The 24,959-nt window shown below is 66.5% G+C and carries 24 protein-coding genes; 12 read left to right on the forward strand and 12 right to left on the reverse strand.

Features of this window, described 5'->3' with window-relative positions; all coding sequences use genetic code 11:
• Nucleotide 1 precedes the first annotated feature (1 nt).
• The 6 genes from fabZ to ACZZZD_RS02520 are packed head-to-tail and all read left to right on the forward strand — an operon-like array spanning nt 2 to nt 4,977.
• A complete protein-coding gene (fabZ, locus tag ACZZZD_RS02495; protein WP_463432350.1) occupies nt 2-478 on the forward strand; it encodes a 3-hydroxyacyl-ACP dehydratase FabZ in 477 nt (158 codons plus the stop codon).
• Nucleotides 478-1,266: an acyl-ACP--UDP-N-acetylglucosamine O-acyltransferase gene (lpxA, locus tag ACZZZD_RS02500; protein ID WP_463432352.1), complete on the forward strand. Its 789-nt coding sequence runs from the start codon at nt 478-480 to the stop codon at nt 1,264-1,266. The genes fabZ and lpxA overlap by 1 nt, the downstream gene beginning before the upstream one ends.
• Nucleotides 1,263-2,102, forward strand: a complete 840-nt coding sequence (gene lpxI, locus ACZZZD_RS02505; RefSeq protein ID WP_463432354.1) for a UDP-2,3-diacylglucosamine diphosphatase — start codon at nt 1,263-1,265, stop codon at nt 2,100-2,102. Before lpxA ends, lpxI begins: the two co-directional genes overlap by 4 nt.
• The gene (gene lpxB, locus ACZZZD_RS02510) at nt 2,099-3,280 is read left to right on the forward strand and encodes a lipid-A-disaccharide synthase (protein WP_463432356.1); all 1,182 of its coding nucleotides are present in this window, start codon (nt 2,099-2,101) and stop codon (nt 3,278-3,280) included. The genes lpxI and lpxB overlap by 4 nt, the downstream gene beginning before the upstream one ends.
• A gap of 3 nt (nt 3,281-3,283) precedes the next feature.
• A complete protein-coding gene (locus ACZZZD_RS02515; RefSeq protein ID WP_463432358.1) occupies nt 3,284-3,982 on the forward strand; it encodes an alpha/beta fold hydrolase in 699 nt (232 codons plus the stop codon).
• Between the two features lie 2 nt (nt 3,983-3,984).
• Nucleotides 3,985-4,977 carry an FUSC family protein gene (locus ACZZZD_RS02520; RefSeq protein ID WP_463432360.1) on the forward strand — a complete coding sequence of 331 codons (993 nt, stop codon included), beginning with the start codon at nt 3,985-3,987 and terminating at the stop codon, nt 4,975-4,977.
• 57 nt (nt 4,978-5,034) lie between these two features.
• On the opposite strand, the gene gltA is transcribed toward ACZZZD_RS02520, so the two are convergent.
• Together gltA and gltX are read right to left on the reverse strand one after the other, a co-directional pair.
• The gene (gltA, locus tag ACZZZD_RS02525) at nt 5,035-6,336 is read right to left on the reverse strand and encodes a citrate synthase (protein WP_159851180.1); all 1,302 of its coding nucleotides are present in this window, start codon (nt 6,334-6,336) and stop codon (nt 5,035-5,037) included.
• Between the two features lie 66 nt (nt 6,337-6,402).
• Nucleotides 6,403-7,818, reverse strand: coding sequence for a glutamate--tRNA ligase (gene gltX, locus ACZZZD_RS02530; RefSeq protein ID WP_463432362.1), 1,416 nt, complete (start codon nt 7,816-7,818; stop codon nt 6,403-6,405).
• A gap of 67 nt (nt 7,819-7,885) precedes the next feature.
• Here gltX and ACZZZD_RS02535 point away from each other — a divergent pair, with 67 nt between their 5' ends.
• On the forward strand, nt 7,886-10,000 hold the full coding sequence (locus ACZZZD_RS02535; RefSeq protein ID WP_463432364.1) for a ComEC/Rec2 family competence protein: 2,115 nt from the start codon (nt 7,886-7,888) through the stop codon (nt 9,998-10,000).
• Here the strand turns inward: ACZZZD_RS02535 and lexA are convergent.
• The 4 genes from lexA to ACZZZD_RS02555 all read right to left on the reverse strand — a co-directional run bounded on the left by lexA (nt 9,981) and on the right by ACZZZD_RS02555 (nt 13,227).
• Nucleotides 9,981-10,676, reverse strand: coding sequence for a transcriptional repressor LexA (gene lexA / locus ACZZZD_RS02540; RefSeq protein WP_159851186.1), 696 nt, complete (start codon nt 10,674-10,676; stop codon nt 9,981-9,983). The two genes, ACZZZD_RS02535 and lexA, sit on opposite strands and share 20 nt — an antisense overlap.
• A 129-nt stretch (nt 10,677-10,805) precedes the next feature.
• On the reverse strand, nt 10,806-11,600 hold the full coding sequence (gene trpC / locus ACZZZD_RS02545; protein WP_463432367.1) for an indole-3-glycerol phosphate synthase TrpC: 795 nt from the start codon (nt 11,598-11,600) through the stop codon (nt 10,806-10,808).
• Nucleotides 11,597-12,634, reverse strand: a complete 1,038-nt coding sequence (trpD, locus tag ACZZZD_RS02550) for an anthranilate phosphoribosyltransferase (RefSeq protein ID WP_463432369.1) — start codon at nt 12,632-12,634, stop codon at nt 11,597-11,599. Before trpD ends, trpC begins: the two co-directional genes overlap by 4 nt.
• A 2-nt stretch (nt 12,635-12,636) precedes the next feature.
• Nucleotides 12,637-13,227, reverse strand: coding sequence for an anthranilate synthase component II (locus tag ACZZZD_RS02555; RefSeq protein WP_463432371.1), 591 nt, complete (start codon nt 13,225-13,227; stop codon nt 12,637-12,639).
• Nucleotides 13,228-13,315: 88 nt separating this feature from the next.
• Between ACZZZD_RS02555 and ACZZZD_RS02560 the strand changes: the two genes are divergently transcribed.
• Complete coding sequence (locus ACZZZD_RS02560; RefSeq protein WP_463432373.1) at nt 13,316-13,519, forward strand: peptidoglycan-binding protein; 204 nt, start codon at nt 13,316-13,318, stop codon at nt 13,517-13,519.
• Here ACZZZD_RS02560 and trpE read toward each other — a convergent pair.
• Both trpE and ACZZZD_RS02570 read right to left on the reverse strand, forming a co-directional pair.
• Nucleotides 13,516-15,033 (reverse strand): anthranilate synthase component I, encoded by a 1,518-nt coding sequence (gene trpE / locus ACZZZD_RS02565; RefSeq protein ID WP_463432375.1) that lies wholly within the window; start codon nt 15,031-15,033, stop codon nt 13,516-13,518. The genes ACZZZD_RS02560 and trpE overlap by 4 nt on opposite strands.
• Nucleotides 15,030-16,937, reverse strand: coding sequence for a peptidyl-prolyl cis-trans isomerase (locus ACZZZD_RS02570; RefSeq protein WP_463432377.1), 1,908 nt, complete (start codon nt 16,935-16,937; stop codon nt 15,030-15,032). The genes trpE and ACZZZD_RS02570 overlap by 4 nt, the downstream gene beginning before the upstream one ends.
• A gap of 152 nt (nt 16,938-17,089) precedes the next feature.
• Between ACZZZD_RS02570 and tpiA the strand changes: the two genes are divergently transcribed.
• The 4 genes from tpiA to ACZZZD_RS02590 all read left to right on the forward strand — a co-directional run bounded on the left by tpiA (nt 17,090) and on the right by ACZZZD_RS02590 (nt 20,365).
• Nucleotides 17,090-17,842 carry a triose-phosphate isomerase gene (tpiA, locus tag ACZZZD_RS02575; protein ID WP_463432379.1) on the forward strand — a complete coding sequence of 251 codons (753 nt, stop codon included), beginning with the start codon at nt 17,090-17,092 and terminating at the stop codon, nt 17,840-17,842.
• Nucleotides 17,843-17,906: 64 nt separating this feature from the next.
• Nucleotides 17,907-18,332, forward strand: a complete 426-nt coding sequence (gene secG / locus ACZZZD_RS02580; RefSeq protein ID WP_463432381.1) for a preprotein translocase subunit SecG — start codon at nt 17,907-17,909, stop codon at nt 18,330-18,332.
• 124 nt (nt 18,333-18,456) lie between these two features.
• Nucleotides 18,457-20,109, forward strand: a complete 1,653-nt coding sequence (locus ACZZZD_RS02585) for a CTP synthase (RefSeq protein WP_463432383.1) — start codon at nt 18,457-18,459, stop codon at nt 20,107-20,109.
• 82 nt (nt 20,110-20,191) lie between these two features.
• Nucleotides 20,192-20,365: a hypothetical protein gene (locus tag ACZZZD_RS02590; protein ID WP_463432385.1), complete on the forward strand. Its 174-nt coding sequence runs from the start codon at nt 20,192-20,194 to the stop codon at nt 20,363-20,365.
• Between the two features lie 4 nt (nt 20,366-20,369).
• Here the strand turns inward: ACZZZD_RS02590 and ACZZZD_RS02595 are convergent, their stop codons facing one another.
• Genes ACZZZD_RS02595 through ACZZZD_RS02610 form a run of 4 tightly spaced genes read right to left on the reverse strand, consistent with a single transcriptional unit; the run spans nt 20,370 to nt 24,936 of the window.
• A complete protein-coding gene (locus ACZZZD_RS02595) occupies nt 20,370-21,731 on the reverse strand; it encodes a hypothetical protein (protein WP_463432387.1) in 1,362 nt (453 codons plus the stop codon).
• Nucleotides 21,732-21,787: 56 nt separating this feature from the next.
• Nucleotides 21,788-22,114, reverse strand: coding sequence for a hypothetical protein (locus ACZZZD_RS02600; RefSeq protein WP_463432389.1), 327 nt, complete (start codon nt 22,112-22,114; stop codon nt 21,788-21,790).
• Between the two features lie 39 nt (nt 22,115-22,153).
• The gene (locus ACZZZD_RS02605) at nt 22,154-22,720 is read right to left on the reverse strand and encodes an N-acetyltransferase family protein (RefSeq protein WP_463432391.1); all 567 of its coding nucleotides are present in this window, start codon (nt 22,718-22,720) and stop codon (nt 22,154-22,156) included.
• The gene (locus ACZZZD_RS02610) at nt 22,717-24,936 is read right to left on the reverse strand and encodes a S9 family peptidase (RefSeq protein WP_463432393.1); all 2,220 of its coding nucleotides are present in this window, start codon (nt 24,934-24,936) and stop codon (nt 22,717-22,719) included. The genes ACZZZD_RS02605 and ACZZZD_RS02610 overlap by 4 nt, the downstream gene beginning before the upstream one ends.
• Between the last annotated feature and the right edge of the window lie 23 nt (nt 24,937-24,959).

The raw sequence follows: 24,959 nt of genomic DNA on the forward strand, positions 1-24,959 counted from the left end.
GATGAGCGAAGACGGCAAGATCGATTACGCCGAGGTGATGCGGCGGCTGCCGCACCGCTATCCCTTCCTGCTGGTGGACAAGGCCGAAGCCTTCGTGCCGCGCACCTCGATCGTCGGCATCAAGAACGTCACCCACAACGAGCCCTTCTTCCAGGGCCATTTCCCGATCGATCCCGTCATGCCGGGCGTCCTGATCGTCGAGGCCATGGCCCAGACCGGTGCGTTGCTGATGTCCAAGACGCTGGACGTGGCCGTAGCCGACAAGGTCATCATGTTCATGTCGATCGACGGCGTGCGTTTCCGCAAGCCGGCGCGGCCGGGCGACCAGTTGCGCATGGAGGTCAAGGTGATCAAGGCGCGCGGCGACGCCTACAAATTCCGGGGCGAGACCTTCATCGACGGGAAACTGGCGGCTGAGGCCGAATTCATGGCCATGGTCGTGACCGTGCCCGTTCCAGCGCCGGAGCCTGCGGCCTGATGACCATCCACCCGACCGCCCTGATCGACGCCACGGCGACCCTGGCTGACGGGGTTCAGGTCGGGCCCTGGTGCACGGTCGGACCGAACGTGGTGCTGGGCGACAACGTGCGTCTGGTCAGCCATGTGGTGGTTCAGCAGGACACGACGGTCGGCGCCGGGACGGTGATCCACCCGTTCACGGTCATCGGCGGCGATCCGCAGCACAACGGCTACAAGGGCGAGCCGGTGCGGTTGGAGATCGGCGAGAACAACCTGATTCGCGAGCACTGCACCTTCAACCGGGGCACGCCACAGGGCGCGGGCGTGACCGTAGTGGGCGCCAACAACCTGTTCATGACCGGCGCCCACGTCGGCCACGACTGCGTGGTCGGAAACAATGTGGTCATGGCCAACAACGCCACCCTGGGCGGTCATGCTCAGGTTGGGGACAAAGTCTTCCTGGGCGGTCTGTGCGCCGTGCATCAAAATGGGCGTGTAGGGCAGGGGGCGATCATCGGCGGCCTGGCGGCCGTGACCCGCGACGTCATCCCCTATGGCTCGGCCTGGGGCAATCATGCGCGTTTGCGCGGGCTGAACCTGATCGGGCTGAAGCGCAAGGGCTATGACAAGGACCAGGTGCGGCGTCTTCTGGCGGCGTATCGCGACCTGTTCGAGGGGCAGGGCGAGTTCGCGGGTCGGATCGACGGCGTGGCTCAAACCTATGCCGATCTGCCCGAGATCATGGAGATCATCGCCTTCATCCGCGACGGCGGGCGGCGTCCGCTGTGCCTGCCGAACGCGGAATGACCGGTTCCGGCAAGCTGGGCCTGATCGCCGGCGGCGGCGACCTGCCGGCGGCGGTGGCGGCGCGGTGCGACGTCGAGGGGCGGCCGGTCTTCCTGATCCGACTGGCCGGGTTCGCCGATCCCCACCTGATCCGCTGGCCGGGCGCCGAGTTCGGCATGGCCCAGATCGGCGCCATCCTGAAGGCGCTGAAGACCGAGAGCTGCACGACCGTCTGTCTGGCGGGCATCGTCAATCGGCCCGATTTCAAGACGCTGAAGCCAGATTTCAAGGGCGCGACCCTGTTGCCCGGCATCGTGGCGGCGGCGACCAAAGGCGACGACGCCCTGCTGCGCAAGATCCTGTCGGTGTTCGAGGCCGAGGGCTTCGCCGTCGAGGGCGCCGACGATATCTTGGGTGGAGAGACGCTGGCCGCCGGTTCGTTGGGGGGCGTGTCGCCGACGCAGAAACAGTTGGCTGACCTGAAGAAAGCGCTGCACGTTGCTGAAAAATCGGGTGAACTGGACATCGGTCAGGGCGCGGTCGTGTGTGATGGCCTGGTGCTGGCGGTCGAGGCTCAGGAAGGGACCGACGCCATGCTGAGCCGGGTCGCGGGGTTACCTGCCGATCTGCGCGGCTCTGCGAATGACCGCAAGGGCGCGCTGGGCAAGGCGCCCAAGCCGATCCAGGACCTGCGGGTGGACATGCCGGTGATCGGTCCACGCACGGTCGAGATGGCTGCGGCGGCGGGCCTGGCGGGCATCGGGGGGGTGGCGGGACGCCTGATCCTGATCGACCGCGCAGCCATCATCGCGGCGGCGGACCGCTTGGGCCTGTTTGTCTGGGGCGAAGCGCGATGAGCCGTTCGCTGAAGATCATGCTGGTGGCGGCCGAGGCCTCGGGCGATGCGCTCGGCGCCGGTCTCGCCAAGGCCCTGAAGACGCGGCTAGGCGCGGACGTGACCTTCGTCGGCGTCGGCGGTCCACGGATGGCGGCCGAGGGTGTCGTCAGCCCGTTCGACATCGCCGAACTGTCGATCCTAGGCTGGATCGAGGGCTTGCGCGCTTATGGCAAGGTCAAACGTCGCGTCGCCGAGACGGCGGCCCTGGCCGAACGAGAAAGACCTGACGCCGTGGTCCTGATCGACAGTTGGGGCTTTACGATCCGTGTCGCCAAGGCCATCCGCGCCGCGCGACCGGACGTGCCTCTGATCAAATACGTCGGGCCGCAGGTGTGGGCGTCACGGCCGGGCCGGGCCAGGACGCTGGCGGGTGCGGTGGATCATCTGCTGGCCCTCTACAGCTTCGACGCGCCATGGTTCGAGCGGGAAGGGCTGTCGACGACCGTGGTCGGCTCTTCCGCCCTGCACGTCGATGTAGAGGATGCCGACGGTGCGGCCTTCCGTGCGCGACGCGGCATCGCCGCCGACACCAAACTGCTGCTGGTGCTTCCGGGCAGCCGCCCCAGCGAGATCACGCGGATGACGCCTGTCTATGAGGCGGCGATCGGCAAGTTGAAGGCCATCGATCCAACGCTGGAACTCGCCGTTGTCGCCGCCGGGACGGTGGCCAAGGATGTGGCTGGAAGGGTCGCCGCCTGGCCGTTTCGGGTGCATCTGGTGGACGAGGCCGAAAAGTACGATGCCATGCGCGCCGCGACGGCCGCCCTGGCCACCAGCGGCACGGTCTCCACCGAACTGGCCCTGGCCGGCGCCCCCATGGTCATCGCCTACAAGATCGACGGGTTGAGCTATCAGTTGATGAAGCGGTTGGTGACGGCGAAACACATCACCCTGTTCAACGTCGCCGCCGACGACCGGATCGCGCCTGAGTTCATCCAGCATGAAGCCACCCCGGCCATCCTGGCTGCGGCGGTCGGTCGGTTGCTGACTGATCCGGCTATGGCGACCGAACAGGCGCGACGCCAGACGGCGGCCCTGGATTTAATGGGGCGCGGCGGGCTGGACCCGTCGGAACTGGCGGCCGATGCCGTGCTGCGCGTGATCGCTGCGAAGGCGACGGTCGGGACGGCGGGCTGAACCATGGAGCGGCCCTGTCTGGTTCTGATCCCGGGGCTGCTGAACGACGCAGACCTGTGGCGCGATCAGGTGGCGGCCCTGTCTCCGACCTATGACATCCGGGTCGCCGACATCACGCAGGGCGAGACCATGGCGGCCCTGGCGGCGGCGGTGTTCTCCATTGCACCCGACCGATTCTCCGTCGCGGGCTTCTCGTTGGGCGGCTATGTCGCTCAGGAAATGCTGAGGCAGGCCCCCGAGCAGATCGAACGGCTTGCCCTGATGGACACATCCATTCGGGTCGATTCGCCCGAGAAGGCGACGGAGCGGCAGACGCTCAGCCGGCTGGCCTCGGCATCGGGACGATTCCTTGGCATGGGCGACCGGATGATGCGGGCCTATCTGAGTCCCGCACATGCTGCCGACCCCGAGATGACCGAACGTGTGCGCGCCATGACCCAACGGCTGGGGTTGGAGGTCTTCCTGCGACAGAATGCCTTGACGCGGAAAGACGGCGACGCGGTGTTGCGCGCCTTCACTCGGCCGATCCTGGTCCTGTGCGGGGAGGTGGACGCGATCACGCCCCTGGCGGTGCATCGCCAGATGGCGGAATTGGCCTGGGATGCCGAACTGGTCGTCGCGCCGGGATGTGGTCACCTGACGCCGATCGAGGCGCCGGACCTGGTCAGCGCCGCATTGGACCGCTGGATGCGGCGGATCTGACGGTGGCTAGAGCGCTCAGTCCCCGACGGGCCGCAGAAGTCCGGGCCGCGCTTCAGATGGCGTTCGGCGCCATGGCAGCGCTCTATCTCGCCACCTGGCTGGATCTGCCGCACCCCTATTGGAGCGTGATCTCCGCCATTGTGGTGATTCAGGCCAGCGTCAGGGGCGGGGTCCTGAACATCGCGCGCGACCGGGCAATCGGGACGGTGACCGGCGCTTTGGCCGGTGCGATCTTCGCTTTCCTACGGCCGCCGGGGATGGAGAGCATGGCGCTCAGCATCGCCGCGTCCACGGCGGTTCTGGCCTTCCTGGGCGCCGGGCGGCCCTGGCTGAAGATCGCACCTGTGACGGCGACCATCGTCATCGCCGGAGGGGCCGGAGCGGAAGGGCCCGCCTCGCTGGCGCTGGACCGCGTGATGGAAATCCTGGTCGGCAGCGGCGTCGGCGTGATGGCCATCTTGGCGCTGTTTCCACGCCACGCCCGTCAGTCGTTCAAGTTGCAGGCCCGCGAGGCGGCGGGGGAAGCGGCGGCGCTGCTGGGCCTGATATCCAAAGGCGATCCTGCGGACGCGTCCGAAATCACCCGCCGCCATGCCGATCTGAAACGACGGCTGGATGCGCTGGGTCAGGCGGCCAAGAACGTGATCGATCTGCCTGGACCCCAGCGTGAGACCGCCGACCGGGCCGCCTTGGCGCGCGCCTTCTGGCGGGTGCGCAGCGACATCGTCATCCTGGGGCGTGGTTTTCAGGCCGAGGGGGCAGGCGCGCGGCTGGATCCCTGGTCTCAGGATGCGGGGCGTGCGGTGGAGCAGCTGGAGGCCCTGTCGCGAGGCAAGGCCGCACAGCCAATGGGGCCGATCGACCAGGGCCTGGCCCTGTCCATGGCCGTGGAGGGCGACGACATGGCTCTGGGCGCCGCCGCTATCGGCGTGGCCCACATGCACCGCGACCTGGATGACCTGGCCGCGCGGTTCGCCGATCTGAAGCTGGTCTGACGGCCAAGAAAAACGCCGGGGATGGCTCCCCGGCGTTCTTCATTTCAGTTTCGTGGATCAGCCGCGCTGTTCGATCGGCACGTAGTCGCGCTCGGTCGGACCCGTATAGAGCTGACGCGGGCGACCAATCTTCTGCGAGGGATCGGCCATCATTTCCTGCCACTGCGAAATCCAGCCCACGGTGCGGGCCAGGGCGAACAGGACGGTGAACATGGTGGTGGGGAAGCCCATCGCCGACAGGGTGATGCCCGAATAGAAGTCGACGTTCGGGAACAGTTTGCGCGAGGTGAAGTATTCGTCCGACAGGGCGACCTTTTCCAGTTCCTTGGCGACCAGGAACAGCGGGTCGTTCTCGCGGCCCGTCGCGGCCAGGACTTCATAGGCCGACTGCTGCATGACCTTGGCGCGCGGATCGTAGTTCTTGTACACCCGGTGACCGAAGCCCATCAGCTTGTATTTGCGGTCCTTCACGCCCTGGATGAACTCTGGGATGTTTTCCGGGGTGCCAATTTGTTTCAGCATGGTCAGCGCCTCTTCGTTGGCGCCGCCGTGCGACGGGCCCCACAGGCAAGCGATGCCGGCGGCGATACAGGCGAACGGATTGGCGCCCGACGAACCGGCGAGGCGCACGGTCGAGGTCGAGGCGTTCTGCTCGTGGTCGGCGTGCAGGGTGAAGATGCGGTCCATGGCGCGCACCAGGGCCGGATCGACGTGATAATCCTCGGCCGGCACGGCGAAGCACATGCGCAGGAAATTCTCGGCATAGGACAGGTCGTTGCGCGGCGACACGAACGGCTGACCGATGTGGTATTTGTAGGCGCGGGCCGCGATCGTCGGCATCTTGGCGATCAGGCGGATGGCCGAGATGTCGCGTTGCACCGGGTCATGGATGTCCAGGCTGTCGTGATAGAAGGCCGAGAGCGCGCCGACGGTGCCGACCATGATCGCCATCGGGTGGGCGTCGCGGCGGAAGCCTTCGAAGAAGCGATCGAACTGGCTGTGCAGCATCGTGTGGGTGGTGATGCTGTTCTCGAACTTCTCGTACTGCGCGGCGGTCGGCAGTTCGCCGTGCAGCAGCAGGTGGCAGACCTCGACGAAGTTCGATTTCGACGCCAGCTGGTCGATGGGATAGCCACGGTGCAGCAGCACGCCGGCGTCGCCGTCGATATAGGTCAGGGCCGATTCGCAAGCGGCCGTGGAGGTGAAGCCGGGATCGAAGGTGAAGGCGCCCGTTCCCGCATAGAGCTTGCGGATGTCGATGACGTCCGGGCCGGTGGAGCCCGAAAGGACCGGCAACTCGATGGTCTTGTCCTCGAAGGACAGGGTCGCCGAGCCGGCGGTTTTGGCTTGTTCAGTCATGAATGCCCCTTTGCATCATACGTCCAGGCGCGGGGAGGCGTCGGCCGCTTTTTGGTTTGTGGGTGATCACTTAGTCTGTTGCAGCGCATCATCCAAGCGCCCGAGACTTTCGTCGCGCCCAAGAGCCGACAAAGTTCGCGCAATATCAGGTGATGTTGACCCAGCGGTAAGGGCCGCACGCATCGGCGGGCCGATTTTTCCGAAGCCGACGCCCTCGGATTCGGCGAAGGCCTTGAGTTCCGCCTCCAGCGCGAAAACGTCCCAGGACTGGAACAGCGCCAGCCGGTCGCGCAGGCGGCCCAAGCGCTCCAGCGTGTCGCCCGACAACAGGGTCTGGGCCTTTTCGTCGAGGATCAGCGGCCGGGTCTTCAGCACGAAAGCCGTCTGCTCAGCCAAGTCTAGCACCGTCTTGGCGCGATCCTTGACGAAGGGCATGGCGCGTTGAAGCCGGGTCTCGTCCGCCTCGGCGAGAATGTGTCCGCGCTGAAGGTGTGCGTCCAGCGTCAGCTTGGACAGACGTTCGTCGTCCGCAAGGCGCAGCCAGTGGGCGTTGACGTGGGCCAGCTTGTCGAAGTCCAGCCGGGCCGGGGCCTTGCCGATGCCGGCGAGGTCGAACCATTCTACGGCCTGGGCGTCGCTGAACAGTTCGTCGTCGCCATGCGCCCAGCCCAGGCGGGCCAGATAGTTGCGCATCGCCTCGGGCAAATAGCCCATCTCGGCGTATTCATGCACCGCCTGGGCGCCATGGCGCTTTGACAGCTTGGCTCCGTCGGGACCATGGATGAGCGGGATGTGCGCGAAGATCGGACGCGTCCAGCCCAGAGCGTCATAGACCAGGCTCTGGCGGGCGGCGTTGTTCAGGTGGTCGTCGCCTCGGATGACATGGGTCACCCCCATGTCGTGATCGTCCACGACGACGGCGAGATTATAGGTCGGCGCGCCGTCCGAGCGCAGCAGGACCAGGTCGTCCAGATCGTCGGTCGACCAGATGACCGATCCCTGGACCTCGTCGGCCACGGTGACGGTCGTCGCCTTGGGTCGGCGGAAGCGCACGACGTGGGGCAGGGCAAGGTCGTCGACCGTGGGTGTGCGGTCGCGCCACAAGGATTCGAAGGTGCGCTTCTCGGCCTTGGCCTCGTCGCGCAGACGGCCGGTGTCCTCGGCAGAGGTGAAGTCGCGATAGGCGTGGCCGGTTTCGAGCAGTTGATCCACCACCTCCCGATGGCGGTCGGCGCGGCTGAACTGGAAGACTGGTTCTTCGTCGGCGAACAGTTCCAGCCAGCTGAGGCCGTCGAAGATGGCCTTGACAGCCTCGTCGGTCGAACGTTCGCGGTCGGTATCTTCGACGCGGATCAGGAAACGCCCAGCGTGTCGCTTGGCGTATAGCCAGTTGAACAAAGCGGTTCTCGCTCCGCCGATATGCAGATAGCCTGTCGGCGAGGGGGCGAAGCGGGTGACGACAGTCGAGGAAGGTGAGGTCATAGGGGAGGGGTCCGTAAGCGAGGCCCTTATACGCTCCGACGCGGCAAAGCCTACCCCTGGTGCGCGATTGCGCGCCTGGTTGGACGACCAGGTCGCGGCGCAGACGTTGCGATGGCGGTTGTGGGCGCCGGTCGCATTCGGCGCCGGCGCCGCAGTCTATTTTTCGCTGCGCTCCGAGCCGGCGTTGTGGCCGCTGTTGCTGGGCGCCGTCGTCGCCTTTGCAGCCTGGATTGCGGCGAGGCGGCGGGGATGGGCGCGGCGTCTGACCTCGCCGCTGCTGATGCTGGCCTGTGTCGCTGGCGGTTTGGCGGCCGCCAAGGTCCGCACCGAAATGATCGCAGCACCGATCGCGCCGGCATTGAGCGAACCCACCGTGATCGAGGCCTGGGTCGTGGACGTCGACAGTCCTGGCCAGAGGGGCGCGCGGATCGTGATCGCGCCCGTCTGGATACGCGGGCTGACACCCGAGCAGACCCCGGTGCGGTTGCGGGCGACGGTGCGGGGCGAGCCGCCAAGACCCGGCGATGCGATCTGCCTGTTCGGCATCCTCAATCCGCCACCGGCGCCGGCCAGCCCCGGCGCCTATGATTTCGGCCGCAACGCCTTCTTCCAGGGCATGGGCGGCGTGGCCTTCGCATTGGGAGAGACGCGCGCGGCCGATCTGGCGCCGGCACCCTGGCGATTGAGGCTGGCGATGGCGGTGAATGGCGCTCGTTATGCCTTGGCGGAACGGATCGTGGCGCGCCTGGGCGAAAGAACGGGCGGGATCGCCGCCGCCATGACCACCAGCCACGAGACCTGGATCAGCCAGGAAGACATGGACGTGATGCGGGATTCCGGCTTGGCGCACATCCTGTCGGTGTCGGGTCTGCACATGGCTATCGTCGGCGGTTTCGTCTTCTTCGCCGTGCGGCTGGGCGTGGCGGCTTGGCCTTGGCTGGCGCTGCGCGTTCCCGGCAAGAAGGTCGCGGCGGTGGCCGGGCTGACGGCGGTCGGCGTCTATCTGGTGGTGTCGGGCGCGCCGCCGCCGGCCGAGCGGGCGGCCATCACCGCCTCAATCGCCTTTCTGGCCATCCTGCTGGATCGGCAGGCGGTGACGATGCACGGGCTGGCGGTCGCAGCCTTCATCGTTCTGGCCATCCAGCCCGAAGCCATCGTCACGCCGGGCTTTCAGATGTCCTTCGCGGCGACTGCAGCCTTGGTCGCTCTGGTCGAAGCCTGGCCCAAGCGGACGCGAGAGATTTCCGCCCCGTGGCCGATCCTGGCGATCCAGCGGTTCGGCGGCTGGCTGACGGCGGCCGTGGCGGCCAGCGTCGTGGCGGGCCTGGCGACAGGGCCGTTCGCCATGCAGCATTTCAATCGCACGGCAATGTACGGGCTGTTGGCGAACCTGGGCACGTCGCCAGTCGCGGACTTCATCCTGATGCCGGCCCTGGCCATCGGCGCGGCGTTGGAGCCGCTGGGGCTAGGCGGGCCTTTCCTGGCGGTTGCGGGATGGGGCGTCGATCTGATGCTGGCGATCGGAACCTGGACGGCGGGGCTTCCGGGGGCGGTGCGGACGGTGGCCAGCGCGCCGGACTATGTCCTGCCGATCGCTTTCCTGGGGGTGCTGTTCGTCTGTCTGTGGCAGGGACGACTGAGGTGGCTGGGCCTGCCGCTGGCGGCCGCCGTGCTGTTCTGGCCGCGCGTACCGACGCCGGATCTGTGGATCGGCGACGGGGGAACAAACGCCGCATTTCATCGCGAAAAGGAGGCGGTTGTCGTGAGGCCCGGCGTACGAGAATTCGCCGTCGATCTGTGGTCGCGGCGGCGCGGCCTGACCATGACGGATCGGCCTGAGACGGGCTGGGCTTGCGAGCGCTTTTCTTGTCGTCCAGAGGCTAACCAAGGGCCTGTAGCGATCTGGTGGGGACGCAAGGCTCCCAGTCAGGACCAGATGGAGGCCTTATGCGGCGCCGCCACCGTCATCAGCGTGCGTGCGGTCGTCACGTCGATCCCGAGCGTCTGCAAGGATCGCCTGCTACTCGACGGCGTTGATTTCGCTAGAGGCGGTGCGGTGGAGTTATGGCGTGACAGTGCGGTCGAACCACACCGTTGGCGCGCCGTCTGGACGGCCGACGTGCGGGGCGACCGCCCCTGGACACGCCAGCCGAACCCGGACGTCAGTGATAGCGGCGCATGAGGCCGACCAGTTTGCCTTGAACGGCGACCTGATCCGAGCCGTAGATCTTTGTTTCGTAGTTGCGGTTGGCGGGCTCGAGCGCGATGGACGCGCCCTTCTTGCGCAGCCGCTTCAGCGTCGCATGTTCGCCTTCGACCAGCGCCACCACGATTTCGCCTGAGGAAGCGTTGTCGGTCGATTTGATGACCACCATGTCGCCGTTCAGAATGCCCGCCTCGATCATCGAATCGCCTTCGATCTCAAGCAGATAATGTTCGCCCGAGCCCAGCATGGATTCGGGAACAGGATAGCGCGCCGTCTCGTGCTCTATGGCGTCGATCGGCGTGCCGGCGGCGATCTTGCCCATCAGCGGCAGCTCTCGGGTGTCATTGGCCGCAAGCGGCGCCAGGGCGCGGCCGCCGCCGCCTTCGATCACGTCGGGCTTGAACCCGGCCCGGCCACGTGGTGCGCCGGCGGTGGCCTGCTCGGGCAGTTTGGTCACTTCCAAGGCGCGGGCGCGGTGGGCGAGGCGGCGAATGAAGCCGCGCTCCTCCAGCGCCGTGATCAGCCGGTGAATGCCCGACTTGGACGCCAGGTCCAGCGCCTCCTTCATCTCGTCGAACGAGGGGGAGACGCCCGTCTCCTGAATCCGTTCGTGGATGAACATCAACAGTTCGTGCTGCTTGCGCGTGAGCATCGCCAGGCCCTCATGCGCCCGCCGACGAATCGGAACGGGCCGTGAACATTTGTCGATGTTCTGTAAGTGTTCCTTCCTAATGTCAACTTAACAGCGCCCTTGGGACGCCGCGTGACGCGAGGAAGGCGATCAGGCCGCCAGCAGTTGCCGCGTCGCCGCCTCGACATCCGCCTGACGCATCAGGCTCTCGCCGACCAGAATGGCCTGGGCATGGGCGGCCGAGACGCGTTCGACGTCCTCACAGGTGAAGATGCCGCTTTCGGCGACCAGCAGGGCGCGAACGGGACTGAGCATCGACAGGCGCTCGGTCACCTCCAGATCGACCTCGAAGGTGCGCAGCGACCGATTGTTGACCCCGACCAGATCGCCGCCAAGCGCACAGGCGCGCGCCATCTCTTCCTCGTCGTGCGTTTCGATCAGGGCGTCCATGCCGAAGCGCTCCGCCTCGGCCAGCAGTTCTGCAGCCAGCCGATCATCGACCATGGCCAGGATGATCAGGATGCAGTCGGCGCCCAGGGCGCGGCTCTCGGCGACCTGCCAAGGATCGACCAGGAAATCCTTGCGCAGGCAGGGCAGAGCGACTGCATCACGAGCCTGGCCCAGATAGGCGTCATCGCCCTGGAAACTGGGGCCGTCGGTCAAGACCGAAAGGCACGCAGCGCCGCCGGCTTCATAAGCGCGGGCCAAGGCCGGCGGGTCGAAGTCGGGACGGATCAGGCCCTTGGACGGACTGGCCTTCTTGATCTCGGCGATCAGGGCGGGACGGCCGGTCTCTTCTACCACACGCTCAAGTGCGGCGCGGAAACCACGCGGAGCCGAAGCGGTGCGGGCCAGCGCCTCGATCGCATCCTGCGAGGTCGCGGCCTTGCGAGCGGCGACATCTTCGCGCTTGTAGGCGGCGATGCGGTCCAGAACGTCGGTCATGCGGGGTCTTCGCTTTCCAGCGGCGTGGAGGTGATGTGGGCCAAACGCTCCAGGGCCTCGGCGGCCCGGCCGTTATCTATGGCGGCGGCGGCGAGGACGGCGCCTTCGGCAAGGTCAGTCGCCCGGTCCGATACCACGAGGGCGGCGGCGGCGTTCAGCAGCACGATGTCGCGGTAGGGTCCGGCCGCGCCCGCCAGCAGGGCGCGCAGGGCGACGGCGTTCTCCTCGGCGTCGCCGCCACGGATGTCTGCGATGGAGGCGCGGGGCAGGCCGGCGTCCTCGGGCGTGACTTGAAAGCGACGGACGGCGCCGTCCTTCCATTCCGCGACTTCTGTCGATCCAGAGGTCGCCAGTTCGTCCAGACCCTGTCCGTGAACGGTCCAGGCCCGTATCGCGCCCAGCCGACCCAAAACTTCGGCCAGAGGTTCTAGCAGGCGGGGATCGTAGACACCCATGACCTGACGCTTCGCTTGCGCTGGATTTGAAAGCGGTCCCAACAGATTGAAAACGGTGCGGAAACCGATCTCGGCCCGAACCGGCCCGACATGACGCATGGCCCCGTGATAGGCAGGGGCGAACAGGAAGCAGATTCCGGCCTCGTCCAGCGCCTTCCTCTGTTGGGCCTGATCCGCCATCAGGTTCACGCCCAGGATCGATAAAACGTCCGAAGAGCCTGATTTCGAAGACATCGCCCGGTTGCCGTGTTTGGCGACCTTCAGGCCCGCACCAGCCAAAACGAGAGCGGCGGCGGTGGAGATGTTGTAGGTGTGCTGACCGTCGCCACCGGTGCCGCAGGTGTCGATGACCTCGTACGGATGATCCAGCGTCAGCGCCGCCTCACGCATGGCGCCGGCGAAGGCGGCGATTTCGTCCACCGTCTCGCCGCGCATCCGCATGGCGGTGACGGCGGCGGCGACTTGCGACGGGGTCGGCTCGCCGCGCAGGCAGGCGGCGAAGAAGTCGTGCGCCTGTTGCGACGTCAGCGGCTGGCCCTCGACCAGTCGGGCGAGGATCGGCTTGAATCCTTCCCCCACCGTCAGGCGGCCGCGAGGCGCTTCACGCCGGCGATCTCTAGGAAGTTGGCCAGCATGTCGTGGCCGTGTTCGGTGGCGATGGATTCCGGGTGGAATTGCACGCCGTGGATCGGGCGGGTGCGGTGCTGAAGACCCATGATCTCGCCGTCGGCGGTCCAGGATGTGACCTCCAGACAGTCGGGCAGGGTCTCGCGCTTCACGGCGAGGGAATGATAGCGGGTGGCGGTGAACGGCGAGGGCAGGCCGGCGAAGACGCTCTGGCCTTCGTGCAGGATCGGCGAGGTCTTGCCGTGCATCAGGGTCTTGGCGCGGATCACGTCGCCGCCAAAGGCCTGACCGATCGCCTGGTGGCCCAGGCAGACGCCCAGGATCGGCATCGAAGCCGGCGCGGTCGTGATCAGCGGCAGGCATATCCCGGCCTGATCCGGCGCGCAGGGGCCGGGCGACAACAGCACGGCGGCGGGGTTCAGCGCCCACGCCTCGTTCACCGTCAGGTCGTCGTTGCGCACCACATGCGTCGGCGCGCCCAACTCCGCGAGGTAGTGGACGAGGTTGTAGGTGAAGCTGTCGTAGTTATCGACGACGAGGATCATGGCTTGGCTTCTAGGCTTGACGGGCGTCCGCGCCAAGCGGGCGCGGCGGTAAAGCGCATTTTAACCCGACCCGGGGATAAATGCGGCTGTGAAACTCGCCGCTGAAAAAGACATTGCCGCCAAGATCGCCGCCGCCAAGGCGAAGCTGATTGTGGTCGAGACCAGGCCCAGCCCCGTCGCCGCCTTGGGCGCCGCTGCATTCGCCGCGACGGCGGCCGTGCTGATGGCGGGCGTCGTCATCGTCGGCCCTGGTGTGCACTTCGACGACCCGACGATGACCGTTACGCGCTAGCGATTGCCGGTGCGGAAGCGCCAGGCGTCGTCGGCGGCCCGCATCGGTGCACGCGCCTTGTGCTGGGTCTCGGCGTATTCGGCCGCTGGATCGCTGTCGGCGACCACGCCGGCGCCGGCCTGGACGAAAATCCGGTCGTCGGCGAACAGGGCGGTGCGCAGAGTGATGCAGATGTCCGCCTCGCCGCCGGCCGAGATATAGCCGACGCCGCCGCCGTAACCGACGCCGCGCTTCTCGCTCTCCAGTTCGTCGATGACCTCCATCGCCCGCACCTTGGGAGCGCCCGACAGGGTGCCGGCGGGCAGGGCGGCCAGCAGCGTATCCACCGCGTCCAGCTTGGGGTCGGCCTTGCCGCGCACGTTCGAGACGATGTGCATGACCTGGCTATAGCGTTCGACGACGAAGCTCTCGGTCACCTCGACCGTGCCGGGTGCAGCGACCCGACCGACATCGTTGCGGCCCAGGTCCAGCAGCATCAGGTGTTCGGCGCGTTCCTTGGGATCGGCCAACAGTTCGACTTCCAGCGCCTTATCCGCCTCGGGCGTCGCGCCGCGCATGCGGGTGCCGGCCAGAGGGCGGATGGTGACCTCGCCGTCCTTCAGCCGAACCAGGATTTCGGGGCTGGAGCCGGCCAGTTGGAAGCCCTCGAAGTTCAGATAGAACAGATAGGGCGAGGGGTTCTGGCGACGAAGGGACCGATAGAAGGCGAACGGATCCTCGGTCCAGGGCGCTGAAAACCGGTGGCTGAGCACGACCTGGAAGATGTCGCCGGCGCCGATATAGTCCTTGGCCTTGGCGACCATCTCGCCGAACCCTGCCTCATCGACGGGAGAGGTGAAGGCCGGCGTCGGGGTTTCCTGCGGCGCGGCGCGGACGGGCAGAGGTTCACGCAGAGCCGTCTCGAAGGCGTCTAGTCGGGCTACGGCGGCGTCGAAGGCCTCGCGGGCGTCAATTCCGGCATCGGGATAGGCCGCCGACACCAGTACGATCTCGTGGCGAACGGAATCGAAGATCGAGACCAGTGACGGCCGGGTCAGTACGGCGTCCGGTAGATCGAGCGGATCGGGATTGGGCGCACCCAACGGCTCAAGCAGCCGCACCATGTCGTAGCCGAACACGCCGAACAGACCGGCGGCCATTGGCGGCAGACCTTCGGGCAGGTCGAACTTCGAAGCGGCGATTAAGGCGCGCAGCGACTGCAGCGTCGGCAGCGGTTCGGGGATGAACCGACCTTCGGCGATGGCCGGGCCGCGCGACAGTTCCGCCGCGTTCGACCGGCAGCGCCAGACCACGTCGGGATCCAGCGTCAGGATCGAGTAACGCCCCTTGACCGCTCCGCCCTCGACCGATTCCAGCAAACAGGCGTAAGGCCGGTCGCGACCAAGCTTCAGATAGGCCGAGACCGGCGTTTCCAGATCGTCGATGACCCGGCGCACCACCACCTGCGGCCGACCGGCCGAAAGGCGGGCGGCGAAGGCGTCGAAGTCCGCTTCGCCCGATAAAGCCTCTGTCATTGCGCCGGGGCTGCGGGCGTCGCGTCGGCCGACAGGCCCAGAGCCGAACGGGCCTGGACCGGGTCGTTCTTGGCCTTGGAGCGTTGGGCGCCTGCGGCGAAGGAGGTCTCGACCATGGCCTGAACCAGTTCCTGCGTCAGGCGCGGACGAACCTGTTCGGCCAGCGGACCTGCGACGGCGGGATTGGCGGCATGGACGTTGTCCACGCGACCGACGACATAGGCCGTCTCCGATGCCGGTTGCGAGAAGGCCTGGCCCTTGGATTGGCCGAACAGACCCTGAAGCACGCCCTGGCCCAGCGAGTCCTGCGTGGCCTGGTTGCGGACGACGCCCGTGCGGACCGTCAGGGGCGCATTGACCGAACGAGCGACGGCGGCGATGTCCTCGCCATTGCGCACGCGGCTGGTCAGTTCCTCGGCCTTGGCGGACAGGCGACGCATGGTCTCGCGCTGGATCCATTGGGCGGCGAGGGGCTCGCGGACTTCGGCCAGGGTCGGCAGCGAGGCCGGACGGATGTCGTTGACGCGCACGGCGAAATACTGGCCTTGGCCCGCGTCGATCACGTCGCTTTCGCCGCCCTTGGTCAGGCCCCAGGCCGTCTCGAAGATCTGCGGCGGGGCGTTCAGCGCTTGGCCGTTCGGCAGCTTGCCGTCGCGAGTGAAGGGCGGCAGATCGACCACGCGACCGCCGGCTTCGCGAGCGGCGTCGGCCAGGTTCTTGCCGCCGGTGCGGGCGGCTTCGTACTTCTCGACCTTGGCGTAGGTCTGGGTCTTCACGTCCTCGGCGCGCAGTTCCTGGATCAGCTCTTCGCGGGCGCTCTCCAGCGTTGCAGGCGCAGCAGGTTGGATGGCGGTGACCTTGGCAACGGCGAAGCCGACGCCGGCCTGGACCGGATCGGAAACCTGGTTGGCTTGCAGGCCGAACACAGCGCCGGCGGTCGCGGCGTCGCCGATGGCCGAGCGGGGCGTGGCGTCGAAGGTCGCGGGGGTGACGTTGTTAGCGCGGCCGGCGTCAGCAGGCGACTGGCCGGCGCGCAGGGCGGCGGCGATCTTCTGGGCCGTTTCGCGGTTCGGCGCCGTCAGGGTGACGAAGGTGCGGGTCTCGGGCTTGCCCAAGGTGTCCTTCTTGAACTCAAAACGCTCGCGGATGCGCTCGTCCGTGATCGGCGTCGCGGCCGAGGCTTCAGGCGTGAACAGGACGACGGAGACCATGCGGAACTCCGGCGCGCGCAGGCGCTCGGCGTTTTCCTGGATGAAGGCGTTCAGTTGGGCGTCGGTCGGGGCAGGGATCTGGCCCGCCATTGCAGACGTCACCTCGAACCAGCGGCCATCGCGGCTTTCGAAGGCCGAGCCGGCCAGAAGCGCGCCATAGATGCGCGGCACGCGGGCGCCGGCGAAGACGGCGGCGCCGAAATGTTCGGTCGCGTATTGGTCACGCAGGTCCTGTTCCAGCATGGCTGGAGTCAGGTTTTGCTGGGCCAGGGCGGCTTCATAGGCCTGCTGGTCGAACTGGCCGGTGACCGAGTTGAAGAAGGCGGGGATCTGGCGGATTTGCTTGACGATCAGCTCCTTGCCGGGGCGGATGCCCGCCTTCCAGGCCCAGTTCAGGAAGCCCAGTTGCTGGGTCTGCTCGGTCAGAAACCGGGTGTGAATATTCTCCGCGACCAATTCCTGGTTGGTCAGAGGACGGCCGACCTGCTGCTGCAGACGTTCGCGCACCTGATCGAAGGCCGTTCGGAACTCCAAGTCGTTCATCGAACGATCGCCCGCGTCGATGACGTGCTTGGGACCCAGGTTGGAGAACACGTCCATCCGCGCGCCAACGATCACGAAGCTGATCGCGATCAGGATAAGGAGGGCGGCCGCCCATTTGGATCGAGAGAAGGCGCGGAAGGCGGTGAGCATTCGAAAACCCGAGACTGGCCGAGATTGGGGCCGATGTTGGTGTCAATCGACGCGTATAGTCGGGCCGGGCACGCTGCTGCAAGGACGGCATGATGTCCGGATTGCGGCGCGGCCCCTTGGCTTCGCGGTTTTCGCCTTCTAGACAGGCGCCCATGAAACAATCCGTGAAGTTGATCGTCGGCAATTGGAAGATGAATGGCCTGTCGGCCGCCTTGGCGCAGGCTGAATCGATAAGGGACGCCGTCGGCGCAGCGGGGCAGGGGCCTAGGGTCGTCCTGTGCCCTCCGGCCCCGCTGATCGACCGGATGCGTGCGGCGCTGGCGGGCAGCGGCGTCGCCGTGGGCGGTCAGGACTGCCATGAGAAGCCGGTCGGCGCCTTCACCGGCTCGGTATCGGCGGAAATGCTGGCCGATGCAGGCGCGACCGTAGTGATCCTTGGGCATTCGGAACGCCGCGACGCCTTTGGCGAGACCGATGCGGATGTTGCAGCCAAGGTCGAGGCGGCCATCTCTGCGGGGTTGGAGCCCATCGTCTGCGTCGGCGAAACGCTGGAGCAACGCGAGGCGGGCGACGCCATCGCCGTAGTGTCCGCACAGGTGGAGGGTTCCTTGCCGACCGGCTTGTCCGGACGTGACTTCGCTGTGGCCTATGAGCCGGTTTGGGCCATCGGGACCGGTCTGACGCCGACACTGGAACAGATCGCCGAGGTCCACGCCGCCATCCGTGCGGCCATGATCAAGCGGTTGGGCGAGAGCGCGCGAACTGCGCCCATCCTGTACGGCGGTTCGGTGAAGTCCGAGAACGCGCGGGAAATCCTGGCCACGCCGGAAGTCGGCGGCGCCCTGGTCGGCGGGGCGTCGCTGAAGGCCGAAGATTTCATGCCCATCGTCAAAGCGGCCGCCTGACGTTTGCTCCGGGCCGGCTTCGATGATAGAGGCCGCCGCTTGATCGGCGCAGATCCGCGCCCACATGAATGACGCCATGCTCCAGACCATCCTGCTCGTCGCCATCATCATTATCGCCGTGTCCCTGACGGGCGTGGTGCTGCTTCAACGTTCCGAGGGCGGCGCCCTAGGTATGGGCGGCGGACCGTCGGGCTTCATGACGGCGCGCGGCGCCGGCAACCTGCTCACGAAGGTGACCTGGATCCTGGCCTTCCTGCTGTTCGGTCTGACGATCGTCCTGACCGTCGTCGGCAACATGGACCGCGCTTCGGTTTCGGTGATCGACGCCAACGCCGTCGGCTCGCTGGCCACCACGCCGCAGACCCAGCAGCAGGCGCCCACCCAGCAACAGCCGGCCGCTCCGGCTCAGCCGACGGCCCCTTCGCTGGACGACCTGGAAGCCAGCCTGCCGTCGGCGACGACGGCGCCGGCCCAGCGGCCCGCCCGGTAACGGTCAGGCGAACGACCCGACTTCCCGAAAGCGCGCCGCAGGGCGCGCTTTCTTCTTTTGATCAACAGTTCGATTCGCAGCGGGCGATGCGCCGTTCGCGAATCATGGAGTAAGGTGTCCGCCCATGGCTCGCTATGTGTTCATCACCGGCGGCGTGGTTTCCTCGCTAGGAAAAGGCCTCGCCTCCGCCGCTCTCGGCGCTCTTCTGCAGGCGCGCGGCTATAAGGTCCGCCTGCGCAAGCTCGACCCCTATCTGAACGTCGATCCGGGCACGATGAGCCCGTACCAGCACGGCGAGGTCTTCGTGACCGACGACGGGGCCGAGACCGACCTGGACCTTGGTCACTATGAGCGGTTCACCGGCGTATCGGCTGCGAAGTCGGACAACATCACGACCGGCCGGATCTATTCGACCATCCTGGAGAAGGAACGTCGCGGCGACTATCTGGGCGCGACGGTCCAGGTCATTCCCCACGTCACCGACCAGATCAAATCCTTCTGCCTGACCAAGGCCCTGACCGATGACGGCGAGGAGGTCGATTTCGTCCTGGTCGAGATCGGCGGCACGGTCGGCGACATCGAGGGGCTGCCTTTCTTCGAAGCCATCCGTCAACTGGGCCAGGACCTGCCGCGCGGTCAGTCCTGCTTCGTCCACCTGACGCTGCTGCCCTTCATCAAGACTGCCGGCGAGATGAAGACCAAGCCGACGCAGCACTCGGTTAAGGAGTTGCGCTCGATCGGCATTCAGCCGGACATCCTGCTGTGCCGCTGCGAGTTCCCGATCCCGCCCGAGGAGAAGCGCAAGATCGGCCTGTTCTGCAACGTGCGCGAAAGCGGCGTGATCCAGGCGATGGACTCGGCCGATATCTACGCCGTGCCGCTGGACTATCACCGCGAAGGGCTGGACCGCGAAGTCTTGGCCCATTTCGGTATCGCCGATGCGCCCGATCCCGATCTGTCGCTATGGCAGGAGATCGCTCGCCGACGTCTGCATCCCGATGGCGAAGTCACCATCGCGGTTGTCGGTAAATATACGGTCCTGAAGGACGCCTATAAGTCCCTGATCGAGGCCCTTCACCACGGCGGTGTGGCCAACAATGTCAAGGTCAACATCGACTGGGTCGAGGCCGACACCTTCGAGGGCGATCCCGAAGCCTGCGAGGAGCGGCTGCAGGGCGCCCACGCCGTTCTGGTGCCTGGCGGCTTCGGCGAGCGCGGCTCGGAAGGCAAGATCGAGGCGGCGCGTTTCGCCCGCGAGCGCAACATCCCCTATTTCGGCATCTGCTTCGGCATGCAGATGGCGGTGATCGAGGCGGCGCGGAACCTGGCCGGCTATCCCAAGGCCTCGTCCACCGAGTTCGGGCCGACTGCCGAGCCGGTCGTCGGCCTGATGACCGAATGGACTCAGGGCAACCAGCGGGTCCTGCGCCAGCAAGGCGGGGATCTGGGCGGGACCATGCGTCTGGGCGCCTATGATTCGACCCTGACGGCCGGGTCCAAGATCGCGGAAATCTATGGATTCACCGCGATCAGCGAGCGTCATCGCCACCGCTACGAGGTCAACATCAACTATCGCGAGGCGATCGAGCAGAAGGCCGGCCTGGTCTTCGCCGGCCTGTCGCCTGACGGCATCCTGCCCGAGACGGTCGAACGCCCGGACCACCCCTGGTTCATCGGTGTTCAGTATCACCCTGAGCTGAAGAGCCGTCCGTTCGCGCCGCACCCGCTATTTGCCAGCTTCATCGGCGCGGCCGTGGTGCAAAGCCGCCTCGTCTGACGGAACGCCGTTCGCGGACTCCATCAGGCTCGCGTTTTGCAGTATGATGTCCTGAACGGATCGATCTGGCACGGTCCGAGATATGACAGGACCGTCGATGATCGGCGAGTTGCTTTATCACCTGCACCGGCATGTTCGCCTGGTGCTGATCGCCGGCGGGCTGATGCTCGTCCTGGGTGTGGCTCTGCTCGGCTATGAGGCCGTGCGGCATATGGGCGAGCAGCCGGCCCGCCCGGTCGAAGCCGGACGGGCCTAAACCGTCAGTCGATCTTTAGCCGCATGAAGATCATCGCCCCGTCAGGATCGCCGCCGTAAAGCGGCTCCAACGCTGTCGGCACGCGGTTCATCGCATAGAGACCGCCGAGACCGAACCGGACGTGTTCGGTGATCCGCCAGTCACGCACCACCCCGACCGACGCCTTGCCGACCGTGTAGAGCGGACCGTGGCCGCCGCCGACGCCGGGAACCAGTTCATCCGTCTCGATCCGTTCGGCACGGGCGAAGACCGTCCAGCGATCGTTAGGGTGGACGGCGGATTCCAGCAGCCAGCCGTCTTTCAACTCGCCGTGATCGTTGGTCTTGCGGCCCCAGGCCAAGGTGGATGACCACCAGCCGTCGTCTCCCAGCCGCCGGGTGTGGATGGCGCTGGCCGACCATTTGGTCTCATCCTCCTCCGGCTCCAACTGTTCCGGCGCGGAGACATCGGCGTAGGAGGCCTGCAGCGACCATTCGTCGGTCGGGTTCCAGGCGGCCCGCACGGACCAACTGTCCAGCCGCGGCGAATCGATGCCCCAGCGTTCCTCGTCCGGTTCGCGTCCCTTGAAGGCCGACGTCTCGATCTTGAACCGATCATGCGCCCAGCCCAGGGTGGTCACGCCAAAGACGATATGGGTCGAGTCCAGCCAGTGGTGAGTAATCGGCGCCTCGGGACTGTCCATGGCGCTCATGCGGTGCATGAAGGCGGGCGGCCCGAAGGCGGGCTCGCCCGGCAAACCGATATAGCCATAGACGCTGTCCTTGTCGGACAGACGCTTCGAATAGCTGGCCGACAGCTCCATGAAGAGGTCGTGCGGGTGCTGGCGATCGACCAGGGGATCGATCCCGTCGGCCGTTTCACCAGCCGCCAGCAGCAGCGGATAGCCGGACTTGCCCATCAGGGGGTCGGGGCTGAGCATGGCGCGCAGGTTCAACGTCGAACCGTCGTCGAAGTCGCGCCGCGCCGAGGTCATCAGCATTCCAGCAACGAAGGTCTTGTCGCCGCCGCGCGGACCGGACTGGGTGTCGTAGACCAGGTTGAGCATGGCATGGGTCATCACCATCCAGTCGCCCCGGACGGTGTGGATGCCGCCATGTTCGCCGGCGTCGGGTTGCCAACCGGTGCCCGAGGCGTCGCGGCTCATCGGCCAGGGGCCGTAGGGGCTGGTCATGACATGAGCCATGCCCACATGGCCCATGTCAGGTTCAGCCGTCGGCATGGGCATGTCGTGGCCGGCGTGCGGGTCCGCTGTCGGTGCGGTTGTTGTCGGTGGAGCGTGCTGGGAATGATCCTGCGCCGCCGCGGCTTGAGCCAGGGCGAGCAGGGAGACGCCGGCGCAGGCGCTGGCGAGAATACGGATAGCCATTCAAGGCCTCCTCTAATGATCGTGACGGATTGCGCCTGCGAGAGGCGCGAGCGGGGTCAGACGATCAGGAGGCGGGGAGGGCCGGGTTCGGGCGACAGCAGCCGACCAGCGGGCATGTCGATCAGCACGGCGGCAAGACGCGCGGACGAGACCTTCAAGCCTGACAGGGGCGCGGGATCTAGTGTCGGGGTCGCCACGCAGGCGACGCAGCATATCATCGCCTTCATGGCTTTGGGGGCGTGACTGGGGGCCTCGCCCGGCATGGGCTGGCCTGTTTCATGACAGGGCGCAGCGGCGGCAGGCGACGCGGACGCGCCGACCGTGCCGAGCGCCAGCACCGCCAGGGCGCCGATCAGCAGCAACAGGGATTGAAGGATCTTCACCGCGTCAGGATAGGCGTCGGGGCGATGCGTCGCAATGCGTCAACGGGTCGGCTTCTTGTCCACCAGCGGCAGGCCGGGGGCGTCGGGGGCCGCCGAACCCCCTTGGCCCAGCGCCCGCTGCATGAAGACGACATCGCGCCAGTCGTCATGCTTCCATCCTGCGGCCTTGAACACGCCGGCGTCGGCGAAACCATGCGCGCGATGCAGGGCGATGGACCCTGTGTTCTCGGAATCGCCGATCACCGCCACCATCTGACGAAGCCCCATCCCCTCGCAGCGCGCAATCAGCGCACCCAGCAGAGCGCCGGCGACGCCGCGTCCCCTGGCCCAGGGCGCGACATAGATCGAGTCCTCGACCATGTAGCGATAGGCCTGACGGGTTCGAAACGGTCCGGCATAGGCGTAGCCTGCGACCGCGCCCTCGATCTCGACCACAAGTCGCGGCAGGCCCAGAGCCTCCACCCCGGCAAGCCGGGACGCCATCTCGACCTCGTCGGGCGCTTCCAGTTCGAAGGTGCCGCGACCATTGGCGACGCTCTCGGCATAGATGGCCGTGATCGCGGCGATATCCTCGGGACGGGCGTCGCGAACCGTCAGTCCGCTCACGCGGTCTCCCATCCCTTGTCGATGGCCCAGACGGCGAAGGCGTAGTCGTGGGCGACCTCCTTCAGATAGTCGAACCGGCCGGCCGCGCCGCCGTGCCCCGCCTCCATATTGATCTTCAGCAGCACAGGCTTGCCCGAGGTCGTGGCGGGCCGCAGCTTGGCGACCCATTTTTCCGGCTCCCAATAGGTGACGCGCGGATCGGACAGGCCGCCGGTGGCCAGCACCGCCGGATAGGCTTTGGGCTCGACCTGATCATAGGGGCTGTAGCTGAGCATATAGTCGTAGGCGGCCGGGTCCTCGATCGGATTGCCCCATTCGGGCCATTCCGGCGGCGTCAGGGGCAGGGAGGTGTCGCTCATGGTGTTGATCACATCGACGAACGGCACCTGGCCGATGACGCCGGCCCACAGGTCGGGCCGCATATTGTTGACCGCGCCCATCAGCAGGCCGCCGGCCGATCCGCCTTGGGCCACGATGTTTCCGGTCGCGGCGTATTTGCGATCGATCAGATGTTCGGCGGCGGCGATGAAGTCTGTGAAGGTGTTCTTCTTCGTCATCTTCCTCGCATCGAGGAACCAGCCCCACCCCTTGTCGGAGCCGCCCCGGATATGGGCGATGGCGTAGATCCAGCCGCGATCCACCAGCGAAAGCCGGTTGGTCGAGAAGCTGGCAGGCATCGGAATGCCGTAGGAGCCATAGCCATAGAGCAGCAGTGGCGCGGAACCATCGACGGGCGTCGATTTGCGGCGCAGCACTGTCACCGGCACCAGCTGTCCGTCGGACGCCGGGGCGTTCAGACGCTCGACGACATAGTCTTCGACATTGTGGCCGGACGGAATCTGCTGGGTCTTGCGCAGGGTCCGCTCGCGTGTCGCCATGTCGTAGTCGAAGGTCTGGGTCGGGGTTGACGGCGAGTTATAGGCGTAGCGGGTGGTCGTCGTCTCGAACTCGGATGCGCCGGCCAGCGACAGGGCGAAGGCGGGTTCGTCGACAGCGATCTCGTGCTCCTCGCCGGCGCGGTCGCGGATGATGATGCGGGTGTTGGCGTCGGCGCGTTCCTGGCGCGCCAGGTGGTCGTTCGTCAGGTTCAGGCCTTCGATGAAACGACCGGGCGTGTGCGGGACAAGGTCGGTCCAGTTGGCTTTTGACGGAGTCGCGGTCGGGGCCTGGACGATCTTGAAATCAATGGCGTCGTCCGCATTGGTGCGGATCACCCAGCGGTCACCCCAATGATCGGCGTCATAGCGAATGGCGACCACGCGTGGCTCCAGCACGATGGGTTCGGCCGTCGGCGTGGCGGCGGGGATATAGCGCGCCTCGGACGTTTCCTGGTTCTGGATGCCGATGACGATGAACTGGTCGTCGGCCGTGCGTCCGACGCCGATGAACATGCCGTCGTCGGCCTCTTCATAGACCAGGGTGGTCTCGCCGCCGCGCGCCGGACGCCGGAAGATCTTGTCGGGGCGGCCGTTGTCGTCGCGATTGGTCCAGAAGATCCACTGGCTGTCGGGCGAGAAGACGAAGTCGCCGGTGGCGCTGTCGATCACGTCGGGCAGGACTTCGCCGGTCACCAGATCCTTGACGTAGATCTTGTGGACCTCTGAACCCTGCGCATCCTCGGCATAGGCGAACAAGGTATGGTCGGCGCTGTGGCTTGCGGCCGAGACTTCCGAATAGGCCTTGCCCTTGGCCAGTTCGTTGGCGTCCAGCAGCAGCTGGGGCGTGGGGGCCATGACGAAGTTCTTCGTCACCGGCTGACCGTCCACCATCCATGTGCCTTGGCGCTCGACCCGCATGTAACGCGGATGCTGATCGCCCGTCTGGTATTCGACGTAGTAGTTCCAGCCGCCGTCCGGCGCGGGGACGGAGCTGTCGTCTTCCTTGATGCGACCGCGCATCTCCGCAAACATCGTCTGCTGCAGAGGCAGGGTGGAGGCCATCATGGCCTCGCGATAGGCGTTCTCGGCCGTCAGATGCTCCTTGACCTCGGCCTTGATCAGGGTCGGGTCGCGCAGAACGGCCTGCCAGTTGTCGTCCTTCATCCATTGATAGTCGTCGGTGCGGGTGCGGCCCAGTTGCTCGATGACGACGGGGATTTTCTTGGCGACGGGCGGTTGAGGCATGGGAGATCCGGTGGACTGGCGAGCGAGCGCGGGGGAGGCCGAGGCGGCGAGCGCCGTCGCAGCGGTGGACATGATCAGTTGCCGACAATTCATCGGTCGCTCCCCTTGATAGCCGA

The sequence above is a fragment of the Brevundimonas sp. AC546 genome, from assembly GCF_979258305.1.